At 71.5% G+C, this 16,146-nt stretch carries 14 protein-coding genes; 8 read left to right on the top strand and 6 right to left on the bottom strand.

Going from position 1 to position 16,146, the window contains the following annotated elements; translation table 11 throughout:
* The first annotated feature begins 111 nt into the window (after positions 1–111).
* Positions 112–717: a hypothetical protein gene (locus ACFVAJ_RS01505; protein ID WP_376941030.1), complete on the top strand. Its 606-nt coding sequence runs from the start codon at positions 112–114 to the stop codon at positions 715–717.
* A gap of 9 nt (positions 718–726) precedes the next feature.
* Here the strand turns inward: ACFVAJ_RS01505 and ACFVAJ_RS01500 are convergent, their stop codons facing one another.
* The gene (locus tag ACFVAJ_RS01500) at positions 727–1,020 is read right to left on the bottom strand and encodes a helix-turn-helix domain-containing protein (protein ID WP_376941029.1); all 294 of its coding nucleotides are present in this window, start codon (positions 1,018–1,020) and stop codon (positions 727–729) included.
* A gap of 131 nt (positions 1,021–1,151) precedes the next feature.
* Between ACFVAJ_RS01500 and ACFVAJ_RS01495 the strand changes: the two genes are divergently transcribed.
* From ACFVAJ_RS01495 to ACFVAJ_RS01485, 3 genes are read left to right on the top strand one after another with little or no spacing between them, the layout of a single operon-like run.
* Positions 1,152–1,778, top strand: a complete 627-nt coding sequence (locus ACFVAJ_RS01495; RefSeq protein ID WP_376941028.1) for a hypothetical protein — start codon at positions 1,152–1,154, stop codon at positions 1,776–1,778.
* Between the two features lies 1 nt (position 1,779).
* Positions 1,780–3,027 carry a CpaE family protein gene (locus tag ACFVAJ_RS01490; RefSeq protein WP_376941027.1) on the top strand — a complete coding sequence of 416 codons (1,248 nt, stop codon included), beginning with the start codon at positions 1,780–1,782 and terminating at the stop codon, positions 3,025–3,027.
* Positions 3,028–3,052: 25 nt separating this feature from the next.
* The gene (locus ACFVAJ_RS01485) at positions 3,053–4,546 is read left to right on the top strand and encodes a sensor histidine kinase (protein ID WP_376941026.1); all 1,494 of its coding nucleotides are present in this window, start codon (positions 3,053–3,055) and stop codon (positions 4,544–4,546) included.
* A gap of 263 nt (positions 4,547–4,809) precedes the next feature.
* On the opposite strand, the gene ACFVAJ_RS01480 is transcribed toward ACFVAJ_RS01485, so the two are convergent.
* Positions 4,810–5,058: a WhiB family transcriptional regulator gene (locus tag ACFVAJ_RS01480; protein ID WP_022888365.1), complete on the bottom strand. Its 249-nt coding sequence runs from the start codon at positions 5,056–5,058 to the stop codon at positions 4,810–4,812.
* Positions 5,059–5,256: 198 nt separating this feature from the next.
* Between ACFVAJ_RS01480 and ACFVAJ_RS01475 the strand changes: the two genes are divergently transcribed.
* The gene (locus ACFVAJ_RS01475; protein ID WP_376941025.1) at positions 5,257–5,748 is read left to right on the top strand and encodes a hypothetical protein; all 492 of its coding nucleotides are present in this window, start codon (positions 5,257–5,259) and stop codon (positions 5,746–5,748) included.
* 96 nt (positions 5,749–5,844) lie between these two features.
* On the opposite strand, the gene bcp is transcribed toward ACFVAJ_RS01475, so the two are convergent.
* From bcp to aroA, 3 genes are all read right to left on the bottom strand, one after another.
* On the bottom strand, positions 5,845–6,321 hold the full coding sequence (bcp, locus tag ACFVAJ_RS01470; RefSeq protein WP_376941024.1) for a thioredoxin-dependent thiol peroxidase: 477 nt from the start codon (positions 6,319–6,321) through the stop codon (positions 5,845–5,847).
* Positions 6,322–6,392: 71 nt separating this feature from the next.
* Positions 6,393–7,433 (bottom strand): ribosome small subunit-dependent GTPase A, encoded by a 1,041-nt coding sequence (rsgA, locus tag ACFVAJ_RS01465; RefSeq protein WP_376941023.1) that lies wholly within the window; start codon positions 7,431–7,433, stop codon positions 6,393–6,395.
* On the bottom strand, positions 7,430–8,800 hold the full coding sequence (gene aroA / locus ACFVAJ_RS01460) for a 3-phosphoshikimate 1-carboxyvinyltransferase (RefSeq protein ID WP_376941022.1): 1,371 nt from the start codon (positions 8,798–8,800) through the stop codon (positions 7,430–7,432). Before aroA ends, rsgA begins: the two co-directional genes overlap by 4 nt.
* 135 nt (positions 8,801–8,935) lie before the next feature.
* Here aroA and ACFVAJ_RS01455 point away from each other — a divergent pair, with 135 nt between their 5' ends.
* The 3 genes from ACFVAJ_RS01455 to ACFVAJ_RS01445 all read left to right on the top strand — a co-directional run bounded on the left by ACFVAJ_RS01455 (position 8,936) and on the right by ACFVAJ_RS01445 (position 12,143).
* On the top strand, positions 8,936–9,583 hold the full coding sequence (locus ACFVAJ_RS01455) for a sigma-70 family RNA polymerase sigma factor (protein WP_376942452.1): 648 nt from the start codon (positions 8,936–8,938) through the stop codon (positions 9,581–9,583).
* Positions 9,580–9,831, top strand: coding sequence for a zf-HC2 domain-containing protein (locus ACFVAJ_RS01450; RefSeq protein ID WP_376941021.1), 252 nt, complete (start codon positions 9,580–9,582; stop codon positions 9,829–9,831). The genes ACFVAJ_RS01455 and ACFVAJ_RS01450 overlap by 4 nt, the downstream gene beginning before the upstream one ends.
* Before the next feature lie 71 nt (positions 9,832–9,902).
* Positions 9,903–12,143: an MMPL family transporter gene (locus ACFVAJ_RS01445; protein WP_376941020.1), complete on the top strand. Its 2,241-nt coding sequence runs from the start codon at positions 9,903–9,905 to the stop codon at positions 12,141–12,143.
* 101 nt (positions 12,144–12,244) lie between these two features.
* Here ACFVAJ_RS01445 and ACFVAJ_RS01440 read toward each other — a convergent pair whose 3' ends face one another.
* Complete coding sequence (locus ACFVAJ_RS01440; RefSeq protein ID WP_376941019.1) at positions 12,245–16,024, bottom strand: multifunctional oxoglutarate decarboxylase/oxoglutarate dehydrogenase thiamine pyrophosphate-binding subunit/dihydrolipoyllysine-residue succinyltransferase subunit; 3,780 nt, start codon at positions 16,022–16,024, stop codon at positions 12,245–12,247.
* Positions 16,025–16,146: the final 122 nt, after the last annotated feature.

The following is a 16,146-nucleotide window of genomic DNA, read 5'->3' as shown; positions in this document are numbered from 1 at the left end:
AGAAGTGACTCACTGGAGTGAAATTTAGGCAGGGCGTCGGACCGTGTCAAGAGATTTCTCCGCCTGTGGAGAATTCGGGCGTCACCGAGCGTCACCCGGTAGCGTCGCTGCATGCGATGGGACCTGCTGTTCGACGACCTCGAGTCGCAGCTCGATCGCGAGCAGCACGACGAGCAGCGAGCCCTCGCGCTCGAGGAGGAGCGCCTCCGGCTCGGCCGGCTGACGTTGCGCGATCGATTGGCCGCCATCGCGCGTGCGCGCGACGTCGGGGGAGCGGGCGACGAGCTCGTTCGCCTCGAGCTGCAGGGCGGAACGGTGCTGGGCGTCCGTCCGCTCGGGTTCGGCCGCGACTGGATGAGCGCCGAGATCCGCCATCACGGCCGGCCGGTCGAGCAGTGCATCGTGCCGCTCTCGGCGGTCGCCGCGATCCTGCCCGGCCGCGGGCAGCTCGACCCGAGCCTCGCGGTGCTGCCCGAGGCATCCGTTCGACTGGCCGAACGCATCGGGCTGCCCTTCGTGCTGCGCGACCTCTGCCGTCGCCGCACCGCCGTGCAGCTCACCACGATCGACGGCCCCGCGCACGGCACGATCGACCGGGTCGCGCGCGACCACCTCGACCTCGCCCTCCACGAGCGGGGCAGCGCGCGCCGCGAGCGCGAGGTGTTCGGCTACCGCATCGTCCCGCTCGCGCGCCTGCTCCTCGTTCGGTTCGACTGAGTCGCCCGGTCAGTCGACGGGGCGGACGCGACCGCTTCGGACCCCGGAGAGCTCGGTGACGTTCGCGAACTCGCCCTCGTTCCACGCCACCCCCACGCGGGTCTCCTCGTACTGCAGCTCGATCCAGACCTCGAGCTGGGCGCGCTCGATGCGCCACGGCCCGGACGTGCCGACCCGGATCGCCGGCAGCTCGCCGCTGCGGATCAGCTCGTCGACGGTCGCGACGTCGACGGCGAGGATCTCGGCCGCGTCGGCGATCGTGAGGAAGCGGCCGATCTCGCCGCCCGAACCGGGTGAGGTCATGTCTCGATTATCGACCCGATGGCGGTGCCCATCGCTGAGCCCGAGCCACTGTGGATAACTTCGGGACGTTCGTCGCGGTTCGGGCGACCATGGGGGCAGCGCACCCGCGCCGACGACAGGAGGCAGGACCGATGACCGCTCGCAGCCGGGCCGAACGCGGAGCCCTGAGGCTCGACCCCAGGCTCCTCATCGGGCTCGTGCTCGTCGCCGGGTCGACGTTCGGCGTCTGGGCGCTCGTCTCGGGCCTCGACGACACGGTCGAGGTCTACGTCGCACGCGACACGCTCACGCCGGGCGCGGCGCTCGAGCTCGAGACGCTCGACGTCGCCTCGGTGCGCCTGGGTGCGAGCGAACAGCACTACCTCCTCGTCCAGGGGGCACCTGAGTCGGGGCTCGTCGTCGCGCGCACCGTGCGGGCAGGGGAGCTCGTGCCGGTGGCCGCCGTCGACGACGCCGACCGCACGGGCCTGTCCACCGTCGTGGTGCCGAGCCGCGGCCCGCTGCCGAGCGGGCTCGAGGCCGGGTCTCGGGTCGACGTCTGGTCGGCGAAGGCGACCGAGCGCGGCGGGTTCGAGGCCCCGAGGGTGCTCGTCGGCGGCGCCGAGATCGCCGCACTCGTCGAGGAGACGGGCATGATGGCCTCCGAGGGCACCTCGGTCGAACTCCTGATCCCGCGCGAGAAGGTCGCCGCGCTGCTCGAGGCGCTCGCCGCGGGCGACGCGATCGACCTCGTGGCGACGCGATCGGCGGGCGACTGAGATGGCGCGCCTCGCGCTCGCACTCGACGCCGCCACAGAAGACCGCCTGCTGCCCGACCTCGTCGAACACGGGCACACCGTGGTCGCCCGGCTCGTCGGGTGGCGCGATGTCGTCGAGAGCCTCGACGTGCTGGCGCCCGACGTCGTGCTCGTCGGAGCCGGGCGGGGCACGCTGAGCGCGGAGCTGCTCGCCGCCTGCGACGAACGCGGAATCCGCCTCGTGGGGGTCGCGGCGAACGATGCCGAGCGCGGGCACGCCGGTGCACTCGGGGTGCACGAACTCGTCGACGCCGAAGCCGAGTGGGCCGCCTTCGAGGCGCTCGTGAGCGGCGGGGTCTCCGTGCCATCCCGCCTCGGCGGGCCGGGGGACGGCGCATCGTCGAAGGCCGCGGTCATCGCCGTCTGGGGCGCGGCGGGGGCGCCCGGCCGCACCACGGTGGCGGTCAACGTCGCCGCCGAGCTCGCTGCGGCGGGGCACCGCGTCGCCCTCGTCGACGCCGACCCGTACGGCGGCAGCATCGCCCCCGTGCTCGGGCTCCTCGACGAGACGCCCGGATTCGCCGCGGCGTGCCGGCTCGCGGGCGCCGGCGCACTCGACCGCGCCGAACTCGAACGCATCTCGCAGCGCTATTCGTCGCCGCGCGCCTCCTTCGACGTCTTCACCGGGCTCGTCGGGCCGAGCCGGTGGCCCGAGCTCTCGCATGAGCGCGTGACGAGCGCGCTCGCGACGATGCGCGAGCACGTCGAATACCTTGTGATCGACACCGGGTTCAGCCTCGAACGCGATGAGGAGCTCACGAGCGACCAGTTCGCGCCCCGGCGCAACGCGGCGACCTTCGCCGCGCTCGACTCCGCCGACCGTGTGATCGCGGTCGGCCTCGCAGACCCGGTCGGGCTCTCGCGCCTGCTCCGAGGTCACGACGAGCTCGGGTCGCTCGTCGACGCCGAGCGCATCGACGTGGTCGTCAACCGGGTACGGCAGAGCGCGCTCGGCATCGACGCGCACGCGCAGGTCCGCCAGACCCTGCGCCGATTCGCCGGGATCACCGACGCAGTGCTGCTGCCGCACGACGGGCGGGCCGCCGACGCCGCGATCCTCCGCGCGCGAACCCTGCGGGACGCCGCGGGGCGTGCGCCCCTCCGCTCGGCGCTCCGCGCATACGTGCTCGGCTCGATCCTGCCCGCACCCGAGCCGGCCCCGCGTCGTCCCCTCTCGATGCCCGTGCTCCGCCGTGCTGCGGCAGGCTGACGCATCCGCGCACTACGCTGGATGGGTGTCGACCCTCAGTGAACTCGTCCTCGCCCAGGGCCGCAGCAGTCAGGCCGACGTCGACTGGCTGCACATGCTCGTCGGCGACCTCCAACTGCTCGCCGATCTCGCCTTCGCCGACATCGTGCTGTGGGTGCCCTCCGGCGACGACGACTTCGTCGCGGTCGCGCACTCCCGCCCGTCGAGCGCGGCGACGCTCTTCTACCGCGACTTCGTCGGACAGGGCATCAAGCCCCAGTGGCGCGACCTCGTGACCGAGGCGTTCGGCACGGCCCGCATCGCCGACTCCTCGGCTCCCGACTGGTACGAGGAGATGCCGACGCGCGTGCGTGCGGTGCCGGTGATGCGCCGCCTGAACGCGACCGGCACGGCGATCGCGGCCGAACCGGTCGCCGTGATCACCCGGCACACGAACCTCGGGGCGACCCGCACGCCGAGCCGGCAGGAGCTCACCTTCAACGAGTGCGCCGAGGAGCTCTTCCAGATGATCGCCTCGGGCGACTTCCCCGACCTCGGCGCGCCGACCGGACCCCGGCGCGGTGCGCCGCGCGCGTCCGACGGCCTGATCCGACTCGACGTCGACGGCATCACGACCTTCGCGAGCCCCAACGCCCTCTCGGCGTTCAACCGGATGGGCTTCGACGACGAGCTCGAGGGCGAGTCGCTCGCCGAGGTGACGACTGCGCTCCTCGGCGGCAAGCTCGTGGTCGACGAGTCGCTGCCGCTCGTCGTGACCGGGCGCGCGCCGTGGCGCACCGACGTCGAGTCCCGCGGTGTGACCGTGTCGCTCCGTGCGATCCCGATCCGCCGGCACGGCGACCGCACCGGGGCGATCGTGCTGACCCGCGACGTCACCGAGCTCCGCCACCAGGAGCAGGAGCTCATCACCAAGGACGCGACGATCCGCGAGATCCACCACCGGGTGAAGAACAACCTGCAGACCGTCGCGTCGCTGCTGCGCATCCAGGCACGGCGCACGCACTCCGACGAGGCGCGCGACGCGCTGACGCAGGCGATGCGCCGCGTCGGTGCGATCGCCGTCGTGCACGACACGCTCTCGACCGGGCTCTCGCAGAACGTCGACTTCGACGAGGTGTTCGACCGGGCGCTGCTGCTCGTCGCCGAGGTCGCCTCGGCGCACAACACGACGGCGCACCCGAAGCGCACGGGCTCGTTCGGCGTGCTGCCGAGCGAGTACGCGACGCCGCTCGCGCTCGCGCTCACCGAGCTCGTCACGAACGCGGTCGAGCACGGCCTCGCCGGTCAGGAGGGCGACGTCGAGATCATCGCCGACCGCTCGCAGACCGAGCTCACCGTCCAGGTGCGCGACACCGGCGCGGGCCTGCCCGAGGGCAAGGTCGGCGAGGGGCTCGGCACGCAGATCGTGCGCACGCTCATCCAGGGCGAGCTCGGCGGCACGATCGACTGGCACACGGTGGTCGGTCGGGGTACCGAGGTGACGATCGAGATCCCGCTGCGCTGGATCACCCAGCCCTAGGGGGTGCCGGCGACGGCGGGAGCGTGCCCGACCGGGAGTCGCGCTGCAGCGGGGCGCGCCCTGGAGCCCGACTCACGAGGAGTGACGTCAGCCGATCGCGTCGGGCCGGTCGAGCCGGGCCGGCGGTCGGCGACCTCCGGGCACGGCGCCCGAGGCTGAAGGGCCCGCCGCGGACGCTCCGCTGGAGCGGGCGACCGCCCCGAGCAGCGAAAGATGCTCCGGTGCCCGCTCGACGCGGGCCCCGGAGCATCCGAAGCTCTGGCTCAGCCCGCGCGACGGGCGCGAGCGGCGCGGCGCTTGAGGGCGCGGCGCTCGTCTTCCGAGAGGCCTCCCCAGACGCCCGAGTCCTGACCGGTCTCGAGGGCGTACTGCAGGCAGATCTCGGTGACGGTGCAACGGGCGCAGACCGTCTTCGCCTTCTCGATCTGGTCGACGGCGGGGCCGGTGTTGCCGACCGGGAAGAAGAGTTCCGGGTCTGCGGTGAGGCAGGCGGCCTTGTCGCGCCAATCCATGGAGATGCTCCTTGCGTGTACTTCGTTCGCAGACGCGCACGATTGCGCTTGCCCGTGAGGGCTGCTGCAGGGGGAAAGTCGAATCTCGGGAAGTAGGATCATGACTGATCGGCTCACGTCCCTGTGAGCATCAATTCGACCTCATAAATGGTCGCATAGTGGAGAGATCGAATCAATAGCCATGTATGGGACAACGCTGTGAATCGACGCGACGAGACCCGGCCCGAGGCATCCGATCAGGGGGCGAACGCATCGGCGGGAGCCGGCCGGCCCGCCGAGCCGGCGCAGGACGGCGGCGTGCGCGCCGCCCTCGTCGTCGTGAGCGCCGTGCTCTTCGCCGAGGCCCTGCTCATGGTGGGGCTCGTGATCTGGCTGATCGTCGACCTGTTCGCGCTCGAGCCCTCCTCGATGGCGACGGCGATCGCGCTCCTCGTGCTCGTCGTGATCGGCGCCGTCTGGGTGTCCGCCGTCGCGTTCGCGTCGTTGCGGCGCGCCCCGTGGTCGCGTGCGGCGGCGATCGTCTGGCAGATCCTGCAGGTCTCCGTCGCCGTCGGCGCCTTCCAGGGGCTCTTCGCGCGCCCCGACCTCGGGTGGGCGCTGCTCGTGCCCGCCATCACCGTCATCGGCCTCCTGCTCTGGACACCCGTGCGGATCGCGTACTCGCGCCCCGAGGACCAACCCGCCGCCTGACAGTGCGGCGCTGCCGAGGCAACGCGATCGGGCCCGGCCGCAGGTGCGGCCGGGCCCGATCGGCCGTCATCGGTGCGCGTCGCTCCGACGCGCGGCTCAGGCGTCGAGGCCGAGCTCGCGTCGCACCCGCGCGACGTGGCCGGTGGCCTTCACGTTGTACATCGCCCGTGCGATGCGGCCCTCCTCGTCGATGATGAAGGTCGAGCGGATCGAGCCGACGACGATCTTGCCGTAGAGCGACTTCTCGCCCCAGACGCCGTACTGCTGCTGCACGGCGAGGTCGGGATCGGCGAGGAGGGTGAAGTTCAGGCGGTCGCGCTCGGCGAACCGGGCGAGCTTGTCGACCTCGTCCTTCGAGACGCCGAGCACGCGGATGCCGGCGCTCTTGAACGAGTTGAGGCTGTCGCGGAAGTCGCAGGCCTCGGTGGTGCAGCCCGGGGTCATCGCCTCGGGGTAGAAGTAGAGGACGACCTTCGTCCCGCGCAGCGACGAGAGCGTCAGGGGGACGCCGTTCTGGTCGTCGAGCGTGAAGTCGGGGGCGAGGTCGCCTGGGCCAAGTCGTGCATCGGTCATGCCACCCATCGTAGGCACGCTTCGATGTGCGGATGCTCCGTCGAGGGACGCCTGGGACGCCCGCCGCGGGCTCAGGCGAAGGTCGCGAGCAGCCGCTGCAGCGAGTCGAGGCGGGCGCGCCCCGTCTCGCCGAGCTCGCCCGCGTCGACCGCTTCGACGATCGCGCAGTCGGGGGAGTCGGGGAGGTGCGTGCAGCCGCGCGGGCAGTCCTCGGCGATGCGGGCGAGGTCGGTGTATGCGCCGAGGATGTTCGCGGGGTCGACGTGGCCGAGCCCGAACGAGCGCACGCCCGGGGTGTCGATCACCCAGCCGGTGCGGCCGTCGTGGTCGATGCGCAGCGACACCGTCGACGAGGAGGTGTGCCGGCCCCGGCCGGTCACGACGTTGACGTGCCCCGTCGCCCGGTGGGCGCTCGGCACGAGGGCGTTGACGAGCGTCGACTTGCCGACGCCCGAGTGGCCGACGAACACGGTGCGGTGGCCGAGCAGCGCCTCGGTGATCTCGGCGAGCGGCATGTCGTCGCTGCGCGAGCGGAAGACGGGCAGCTCGAGGCCGGGGAAGTTGCCGAGGAACTCCTCGGGGTCGGCGAGGTCGGTCTTCGTCATGCAGAGCAGGGGACGGATGCCGGCGTCGAACGCGGCCACGAGGTAGCGGTCGATGAGCCGGACCCGCGGCTCGGGGTTCGCCGCCGCCACGACGATGAGCATCTGGTCGGCGTTCGCGACGATGACCCGCTCGACCGCGTCGGTGTCGTCGGCGCTGCGCCGCAGGAGCGTCGTGCGCTCCTGCACCCGCACGATGCGCGCGAGGCTGCCCGCATCGCCCGAGACGTCGCCCACGAGGTCGACCCGGTCGCCCGTCACGACCGACTTGCGACGCAGTTCGCTCGCGCGGGCCGCCGTGAGCTCGTGCTCGTCGGCTCCGCCTTCGTCGACGAGCACGGAGTAGCGGCCGCGGTCGACGCCGAGCACGATGCCGGTGATCGCGTCGGCGTGCTCGGGGCGCGTCTTCGTGCGGGGGCGGGAGCCGCGCCGGTTGGGACGCACCCTGACGGCGGACTCGTCGAACTCGGGCTCGTCGTCCTCGTCGTCGTCGGTGCTCCACCAGGTCATGCGAGCAGCCGCTCCCAGAGCGCGGTGAACTGCGGCAGCGTCTTGCCCGTCGAGGCGATGTCGTCGACGACGACGCCCGGCACCGCGAGTCCGATGATCGCCCCGCTCGTCGCCATCCGGTGGTCGGCGTACGCGCGCCACGGGCCGCCGTGCAGCGGTGCGGGCTCGATGCGGAGTCCGTCGGGAAGCTCGGCGACCCGCCCGCCCAGGCCGTTCAGCTCGGTCGCGAGCGCGGCGAGCCGGTCGGTCTCGTGGTGGCGGATGTGCCCGATGCCCGTGATCGTCGAGGGCTCGTCGGCGAGGGCCGCGAGGGCGACGAGGTTCGGCGCGAGCTCTCCGGCCTCCGAGAGGTCGAGCTCGACGCCCCGGATGCCGCGCCCGCCGTCGGCCGAGCGCGGTGGTGCGTGCACGGTGAGACGGTCGCCGTCGAGCTCGACGCGGGCGCCGAAGCGGGGGAGGAGCTCGGCCAGCTGCGCACCCACCTGCGTGGTGGTCTCGGGCCATCCGACGATCGTGACCGAGCCGCCGGCGACGAGCGCGGCGACGAGGAACGGGGCCGCGTTCGAGAGGTCGGGCTCGAGCTCGACGTCGATCGCGCGGATCGGCCCCGGCGCGACCACCCAGCGACCGGTCTCAGGAGTCTCGACCTCGACGCCGCGAGCGGCGAGGGTCTCGATGGTCATCTCGATGTGGGGCAGGCTCGGCAGCCGTTCGCCGACGTGGCGGAGGTCGAGCCCTTGTTCGAAACGGGGTGCCGAGAGCAGCAGGCCGGAGACGAACTGACTCGAGGCCGAGGCGTCGATCTCGAGCGCGCCGCCCGCGACCCGTCCGGTGCCGTGCACCGTGAAGGGGAGGGTTCCGCGGCGGTCGTCGTCGAGGTCGACGCCGAGGCCCTTGAGGCCCTCGATGACCCCCGACATCGGGCGATTGCGCGCGTACTCGTCGCCGTCGAAGGTCGTCGGCCCGAGCGCGAGCGCGGCCACCGCCGGCATGAACCGCATGACGGTGCCCGCGAGGCCGCAGTCGATCGTCGTCGAGCCGAGCAGCTCGTCGGCCGGGGTGACCCGCAGATCGTCGCCGAACTCGCCGCGGCCGGGCAGTCGCTCGAACCCCGTGCCGAGGGCGCGCAGCGCCTCGACCATGAGTTCGCTGTCGCGCGACCAGAGCGGCGCGCGGAGGGTCGACGGCCCGTCGGCGAGTGCGGCGAGCACGAGCTCGCGATTGGTCAGCGATTTCGACCCCGGGAGCGACACGACCGCGGACAGCGGCGACGTCGCGAGCGGCGCGCGCCACCCGGCATCCGTCTCGGTCGTCTTGTTGTCGCCGTACGGATCGAACTCGGGTTCGGAATACCTCGAAATCTGCATCGGTTATCAACAGTAGCGTCAGGGACGCGGAAGGAGATGGTGCGGATGTCGCTTGCGGTACTCGAACGGCCGGCGGAGCAGCTCGGAGCCCCTCGCAGGGTTCTCGACGGAACCGACGATCTAAGCTTGACGGTGATGACTGCCGACGAGATCGACCAGGCGCCGACCGAAGCCGAGACCCCCGACGAGGCCCGGCCTCTCGGCGAACTCTTCGAGGAGCAGGCGCTGCCGTTCCTCGACCAGCTCTACGCCGCCGCGCTCCGCATGACGAAGAACCCGGCCGATGCGCAGGACCTCGTGCAGGAGACCTTCGTGAAGGCGTTCGCCGCGTTCGGGCAGTTCACGCAGGGCACGAACCTGAAGGCGTGGCTCTACCGGATCCTGACCAACACCTTCATCAACAGCTACCGCAAGAAGCAGCGCGAGCCCTATCAGGGCACGATCGACGAGCTCGAGGACTGGCAGCTCGGCGGCGCCGAGTCGACGACCGCCCGGTCGAGCCGCTCGGCCGAGGCCGAGGCGATCGACCACCTGCCCGACAGCGCCGTGAAGGACGCCCTCCAGGCGCTGCCCGAGGACTTCCGGCTTGCCGTGTACTTCGCCGACGTCGAGGGCTTCTCCTACCAGGAGATCGCCGACATGATGAACACCCCCATCGGGACCGTGATGAGCCGTCTGCACCGTGGCCGGCGACTGCTGCGCGAGTCCCTCGCCGACTACGCCCGCGAACAGGGGTTCGCCGCGGCCGAGAAGGCGCCGAAACCCGCGAGGAGCAAGAAATGACCGACTGCGGCTGCGAGAAGGCGCGAGCCGAACTCGAGGAGTACCTGCACAACGAGCTGCAGGCCGTCGACGCCTCGGACATCCGCGAGCACGTCGAGAACTGCGTCGACTGCCAGGCCGAGCTCCGCGTTGGTGTCGCGATCACCGAGGTCGTGCAGCGGGCCTGCCGCGAGAGCGCCCCCGAGCAGCTGCGCGTGCAGGTGCTCGCGCAGATCCGCCTCTACCAGTCGACGCACACCGTCGCCTGACCGGTCCCGATCCGCCGACTCAATCGTTCGTTCGATGCGCGCCCGGCCGGTGCGCCCGTAGCGTCGACGGTGTGATCGACACCCCTGCTCAGAAGCACTCGCGCGTCCCGACGTGGCTGCGCGTGCTGATCCCCGCCGTCCTCATCCTCATCTGGTTCGCCGCGTTCGGCGCGGGCGGCGCGTCGTTCGGCTCGCTGAGCAAGCTGTCGGTGAACGACCAGAGCCAGTTCCTGCCCGCGTCGGCCGAGGCGACCGAGGTCGCCGCCCTGCAGGAGGAGTTCCGCGACGCCGAGACGATCCCGGCGATCGTCGTCGTCGCGACCGACGACGGCACCGACCTCGACGACGCGCAGCTCGCCGCCGTCGACGAACTGCGATCGGCGTTCGCCGACGTGCCGGGCGTCGTCGACGACGAGGTGTCGCCGGCGATCGCCTCCGAGGACGGCGAGGCGGTCGAGATCGTCGTGCCCATCGAGTCGGGCGACGGGGCCGAGCGGGCGTCGGTCGTCGTGGGCGAGCTCCGGGCCGCCGTCGACGACGCGCCGATCGAGGGGGCGACGGTCGCCGTCGCCGGGCCGGCCGGCTTCAGTGCCGACATCGCGGGCGCCTTCAGCGGCATCGACGGACTGCTGCTCGCCGTCGCGCTCGCCGCCGTGTTCGTCATCCTCATCGTCGTCTACCGATCGCCGCTCCTGCCGCTCATCGTGCTGTTCACGAGCATGTCGGCGCTCTGCGCGGCCGTGCTCACGGTCGTCTCGCTCGCGAGGGCCGACGTGATCGTGCTCTCGGGGCAGACGCAGGGCATCCTCTTCATCCTCGTGATCGGCGCCGCGACCGACTACGCGCTGCTGTACATTGCGCGGTATCGCGAGACGCTCGCCCGGTACGAGCGCAAGTGGGATGCCACGTGGGCCGCGCTGCGCGGATCGTGGGAGCCCATCGTGGCGAGCGGCGGAACCGTCATCGTCGGATTGCTCATCCTGCTCGTGAGCGAGCTGAACTCGAACAAGACGCTCGGCCCCATCGCCGCGATCGGCATCGTGTTCGCCCTCCTGTCGGCGCTCACCCTGCTGCCCGCGCTGCTCCTCTGGGCGGGGCGTGCCGCGTTCTGGCCCCGCAGGATCGCGCACGGCGGCGACGCCGCCGAGCCCGCGCACGGCGTGCACGCGGCAGGGGTGCTGCACGAGGCATCCGCTCCCGACGAGCGCGACCTGCCCGACCGCGGCCTCTGGGCCGGTGTCGGCCGCCTCGTCTCGCGGCGCCCCCGTACCGTGTGGATCGTCTCCGTCCTCGCGCTCGCCGGCATGTCGCTCGGCCTCGCCCAGCTCGACGCCGACGGCGTGCCCTCGAGCGAGTTCGTGCTCGGCGAATCGCAGGCGCGCGACGGTCAGGCGATGATCGGCGAGCACTTCCCGGCGGGCTCCGGCACCCCCGCGGTCATCGTGGGACCAGAGGACGAGCTGCAGGAGATGGCCGACGTCGCGCTCGCGACCCCGGGCGTCGACTCGGTGTCGGTGGTCTCCGCCGATTCGCCGTCGGGCTCGGCCCCCGTCACCGAGGACGGCGTGCAGGCGTTCGGCCCGCCCGGAACCCCGGCGCCGGCGCCCACGGTCGTGGACGGCCGGGTCCTGCTGCAGGCCACCCTGTCGGACGCGTCGGACTCGCTCGAGGCCGAAGCGACCGTCGCCGCCCTGCGCACCGCGCTCGACGAGGTCGGCTCCGACGTCCTCGTCGGCGGCCAGACGGCGGTCGCGCTCGACACGAACGATGCGGCGATCGCCGATCGCAACCTCGTCATCCCGCTCGTGCTCGCGGCGATCCTCGTGATCCTCATGCTGCTGCTGCGCTCGATCGTGGCGCCGCTCATCCTCATCGGCAGCGTCGTGCTGTCGTTCACGGCCGCACTCGGCGTCTCGGCGCTCGTGTTCGAGCACGTCTTCCACTTCCCGGGGGCCGACCCGTCGGTGCCGCTGTTCGGATTCGTCTTCCTCGTCGCGCTCGGCGTCGATTACAACATCTTCCTCATGACGCGCGTCCGCGAGGAATCGATGCAGTTCGGCACGCGCACGGGCATCATCCGCGGCCTCCGGCTCACCGGCGGGGTGATCACCTCGGCGGGGCTCGTGCTCGCGGCGACCTTCGCGGCGCTCGGCGTGCTGCCGATCCTCTTCCTCGTGCAGATCTCGTTCATCGTCGCGTTCGGCGTGCTGCTCGACACCTTCCTCGTGCGCACCCTGCTCGTGCCGGCGCTCGCCTACGACCTCGGCCGGGTCATCTGGTGGCCGAGCAAGCTGGCCCGCAGGGCGGAGTAGGGGAGGAGGGTGCGGCGCCCCGTCGGCGCCGCACCGCACCCGCAACGACGAAGCGAGCGGATGCCGATGGCATCCGCTCGCTTCGTTCGTTCGTTCGAGCGCTAGAGCGTCGTCGCGCGACGCACCAGCTCGGCCTGCTCGGTCGCGTGGCGCTTCGCCGAACCCGTCGCGGGCGACGCCGCCGCCTGGCGGGCGACGACCGTGACCTCGCGCGGCCCGAGCTTGTTCGTCTCGATGATGAAGTACGGCCAGGCGCCCTGGTTCTCGGGTTCGTCCTGGGCCCACATCAGCTCGGCCTCGGGGTAGGCGTCGACGACGGCCTTGAGCTCGGTCGCGGGCAGCGGGTAGAGCTGCTCGAGACGCACGACCGCGATGTCGGTGTTCTGCTGCTTGTCGAGCTCGGCGATCAGGTCGTAGTAGATCTTGCCCGACACGAACACGACGCGCTTGACCGCGGCCCGGTCGCTGATCCGGGGGTCGTCGAGCACCGGCTCGAACCTGCCCTCGGTGAAGTCGGCGACCTCGCTCGTGGCGCCGCGCAGTCGCAGCATCGCCTTCGGCGTGAAGACGACGAGCGGGCGACGCGGCCGGGCGTAGGCCTGACGGCGCAGCAGGTGGAAGTACGACGCGGGCGTCGAAGGGCGGGCCACCGTCATGTTGTTCTCGGCGCAGAGCTGCAGGTAGCGCTCGATGCGGGCGCTCGAGTGGTCGGGGCCCTGGCCCTCGTAGCCGTGGGGGAGCAGCAGCACGACGCTCGAGCGCTGGCCCCACTTCTGCTCGGCCGAGGAGATGAACTCGTCGATGATGGTCTGCGCGCCGTTGGCGAAGTCGCCGAACTGCGCCTCCCACATGACGAGCGCGTCGGCGCGCTCGACCGAGTAGCCGTACTCGAAGCCCATCGCGGCGTACTCGCTGAGGAGCGAGTCGTAGATCCAGAACTTCGCCTGGTTCTCCGACAGGTTCTGCAGCGGCAGCCACTCCTGGCCGTTCGCGCGGTCGTGGAGCACCGCGTGGCGCTGCACGAAGGTGCCGCGGCGGGCGTCCTGGCCGGCCAGGCGCACCGGGGTGCCCTCGAGCAGCAGCGAGCCGAGCGCGAGCAGCTCGCCGAAGCCCCAGTCGACCTTGCCGTTGCGGCTCATGTCGAGGCGCTTCTGCAGCAGCTGCTGGATCTTCGGGTGCACCGTGAAGCCGGCGGGCTTGTTGTTGAACGCGTCGCCGATGGCGTGCACGACCTCGACGCCGACGCCGGTGGTCTCCATCTCGCCGGTGGGCTGCTCGGGGACGTGGGTCTGCTCGGTCGCCCCGATCACGGCGATCGCGCCGGTCTGCACGGCGTGGGTCTCGGCGAAGGCGCGCTCGAGGCGGTCCTGGAAGTCGCGGTGCGCTTCTTCGTACTCGGCCTCGGTGATGTCGCCGCGGCCGACGAGGGCCTCGGTGTAGAGCTTGCGCACGCTGCGCTTCTGCTCGATGAGGTTGTACATGAGCGGCTGCGTCATCGAGGGGTCGTCGCCCTCGTTGTGGCCGCGGCGGCGGTAGCAGACGAGGTCGATGACGACGTCGCGCTTGAACTCCTGGCGGTAGCGGAACGCGAGCTCGGCCACGCGGACGACGGCCTCGGGGTCGTCGCCGTTCACGTGGAAGATCGGCGCCTGGATCGTCTTCGCGACATCGGTCGAGTAGATCGAGGAGCGGGCGTCGCCCGGCACCGTCGTGAAGCCGACCTGGTTGTTGATGTTCACGTGGATCGTGCCGCCCGTGCGGTACGCGCGCAGCTGCGACATCTGCATCGTCTCGACGACGATGCCCTGTCCGGCCATGGCGGCGTCGCCGTGCACGAGGATCGGCAGGGTCGAGAACGTGCCGATGGGCTTGCGGTCCTGCTTCGCGCGCACGATGCCCTCGAGCACGCCGTCGACGGCCTCGAGGTGCGAGGGGTTCGCGGCGAGCGAGACGGGCACCTGGTGGCCGTCGTCGGCCGTGAAGGTGCCCTCGGTGCCGAGGTGGTACTTCACGTCGCCCGAGCCCTGCCCGGCGGTGGCGCCCTCGAACTCGCGGAACACCTGGCCGTAGGTCTTGCCGGCGATGTTCGTGAGCACGTTCAGACGGCCGCGGTGCGCCATGCCGATGGCGACCTCGTCGAGGCCCTCCTTCGCGGCGCCCTGCAGGATCTCGTCGAGGAGCGCGATGACCGACTCGCCGCCCTCGAGGCTGAAGCGCTTCTGGCCGACGTACTTCGTCTGCAGGAAGGTCTCGAACGCCTCGGCCTCGTTGAGCTTGCCGAGGATGCGCATCTGCTCGTCGTGGGTCGGCTTCTCGTAGGGGCGCTCGACCTCGTTCTGGATCCACTGGCGCTGCACCGGGTCCTGGATGTGCATGTACTCGATGCCGATGGTGCGGCAGTAGGAGTCGCGGAGCACGCCGAGGATGTCGCGGAGGAGCGCCGTGCGCTTGTTGCCGAAGCCGCCCGTGACGAACTCGCGGTCGAGGTCCCAGAAGGTGAGGCCGTGGCTCGCGATGTCGAGGTCGGGGTGCGAGCGCTGCACGTACTCGAGCGGGTCGGTGTCGGCCATCATGTGGCCGCGCACGCGGAAGGAGTTGATGAGCTCCTGCACGCGGGCCGTCTTGTCGATCGCGCTCGCGATGTCGACGGCGATGTCGGGAGCCCAGCGGATCGGCTCGTACGGCAGGCGCAGGGCCGCGAAGATGCCCTCGTAGAAGCCGCGCTGGCCGATGAGGAGCTCGTGCACCTTCTTCAGGAACTCGCCCGAGCCCGCGCCCTGGATGACGCGGTGGTCGTAGGTCGAGGTGAGGGTGATGGTCTTGCCGATGGCGAGGTTCGCGAGGGTCTTGTCGCTCGCGCCCTGGAACTCGGCCGGGTACTCGAGGGCGCCCGCGCCGATGATGCAGCCCTGGCCCTTCATGAGGCGGGGCACCGAGTGGACGGTGCCGATGCCGCCGGGGTTCGTCAGCGAGATCGTCGCGCCCGAGAAGTCGTCGGCCTTGAGCTTGTTCTGACGGGCCCGGGACACCAGGTCTTCGTAGGCGCTCAGGTACTCGTTGAACGACATGGTCTCGGCGCGCTTGATCGCGGGCACGAGGAGGGCGCGGGTGCCGTCGGGCTTCGGGATGTCGATCGCGATGCCGAGGCCGATGTGCGCGGGCTTCACGAGGCTCGGCTTGCCGTCGACCTCGGAGTAGAAGACGTTCTGGCTCGGGAACTCCTTCAGCGCCTGGATGAGCGCCCAGCCGATGAGGTGGGTGAAGCTGATCTTGCCGCCGCGGGTGCGCCGCAGGTGGTTGTTGATCACGATGCGGTTGTCGATCATGAGCTTCGCCGGCACGGTGCGCACGCTCGTCGCGGTCGGCACGGTGAGCGAGGCGTCCATGTTCGCGGCGAGGGCCTTCGGCATGCCCTTCAGCGCGACGACCTCGTCTTCGGCGGGGGCGTCGGCGACGACCGGCTGCGGGCTCGTGACGGGCACGTCGGCCGGCACCGGCTGGGTGCGCGGCGCCACCGAGGTGGTGCGTGCGGCCGGGGTCTGCCCGATCACGGGCACCGGTGCGGTCGCAGGGGAGGCGGGTGCCGCGGCGTCGGCGGCCGGCGCGGCCTGCTGCGGGGCGGCGGATGCCTCGGCGCGAGCCTCAGCGGCCGGCGCGGCCGCGGGCGCCTGGCCCTGCGGGGCGGCGCCGTTCGTCGCGGGGGCCGCTGCGCCCTGTTCGCTCTGCGCGCGGCGTCGCTCGAGCACCGGCCTCCAGGTCTGGTCGACCGAGTCGGGATCGGCGAGGAACTTCTCGTACATCTCGTCGACGAGCCATTCGTTGGCTCCGTATTCGCCCGACGCCGTTTCGTCGGATCCCGCTCCGGTCAATTGGCTCGACACAGCCGCTCGCCCACTCTCTCCGTTGATGCTGGATTCTCGGAGATCGACCCGGCCGCGAACGCGTCGTGGCCGATCACCCACACAAGCCTAAACCCCGCGCGAGGCGCCTCGTGCACGCCGCA

Source organism: Agromyces sp. NPDC057679 (assembly GCF_042799635.1).
Taxonomy (GTDB): Bacteria; Actinomycetota; Actinomycetes; order Actinomycetales; family Microbacteriaceae; genus Agromyces.
Note: the sequence above shows the minus strand (reverse complement) of the source record. Positions and strands in the feature narration are given on the sequence as shown.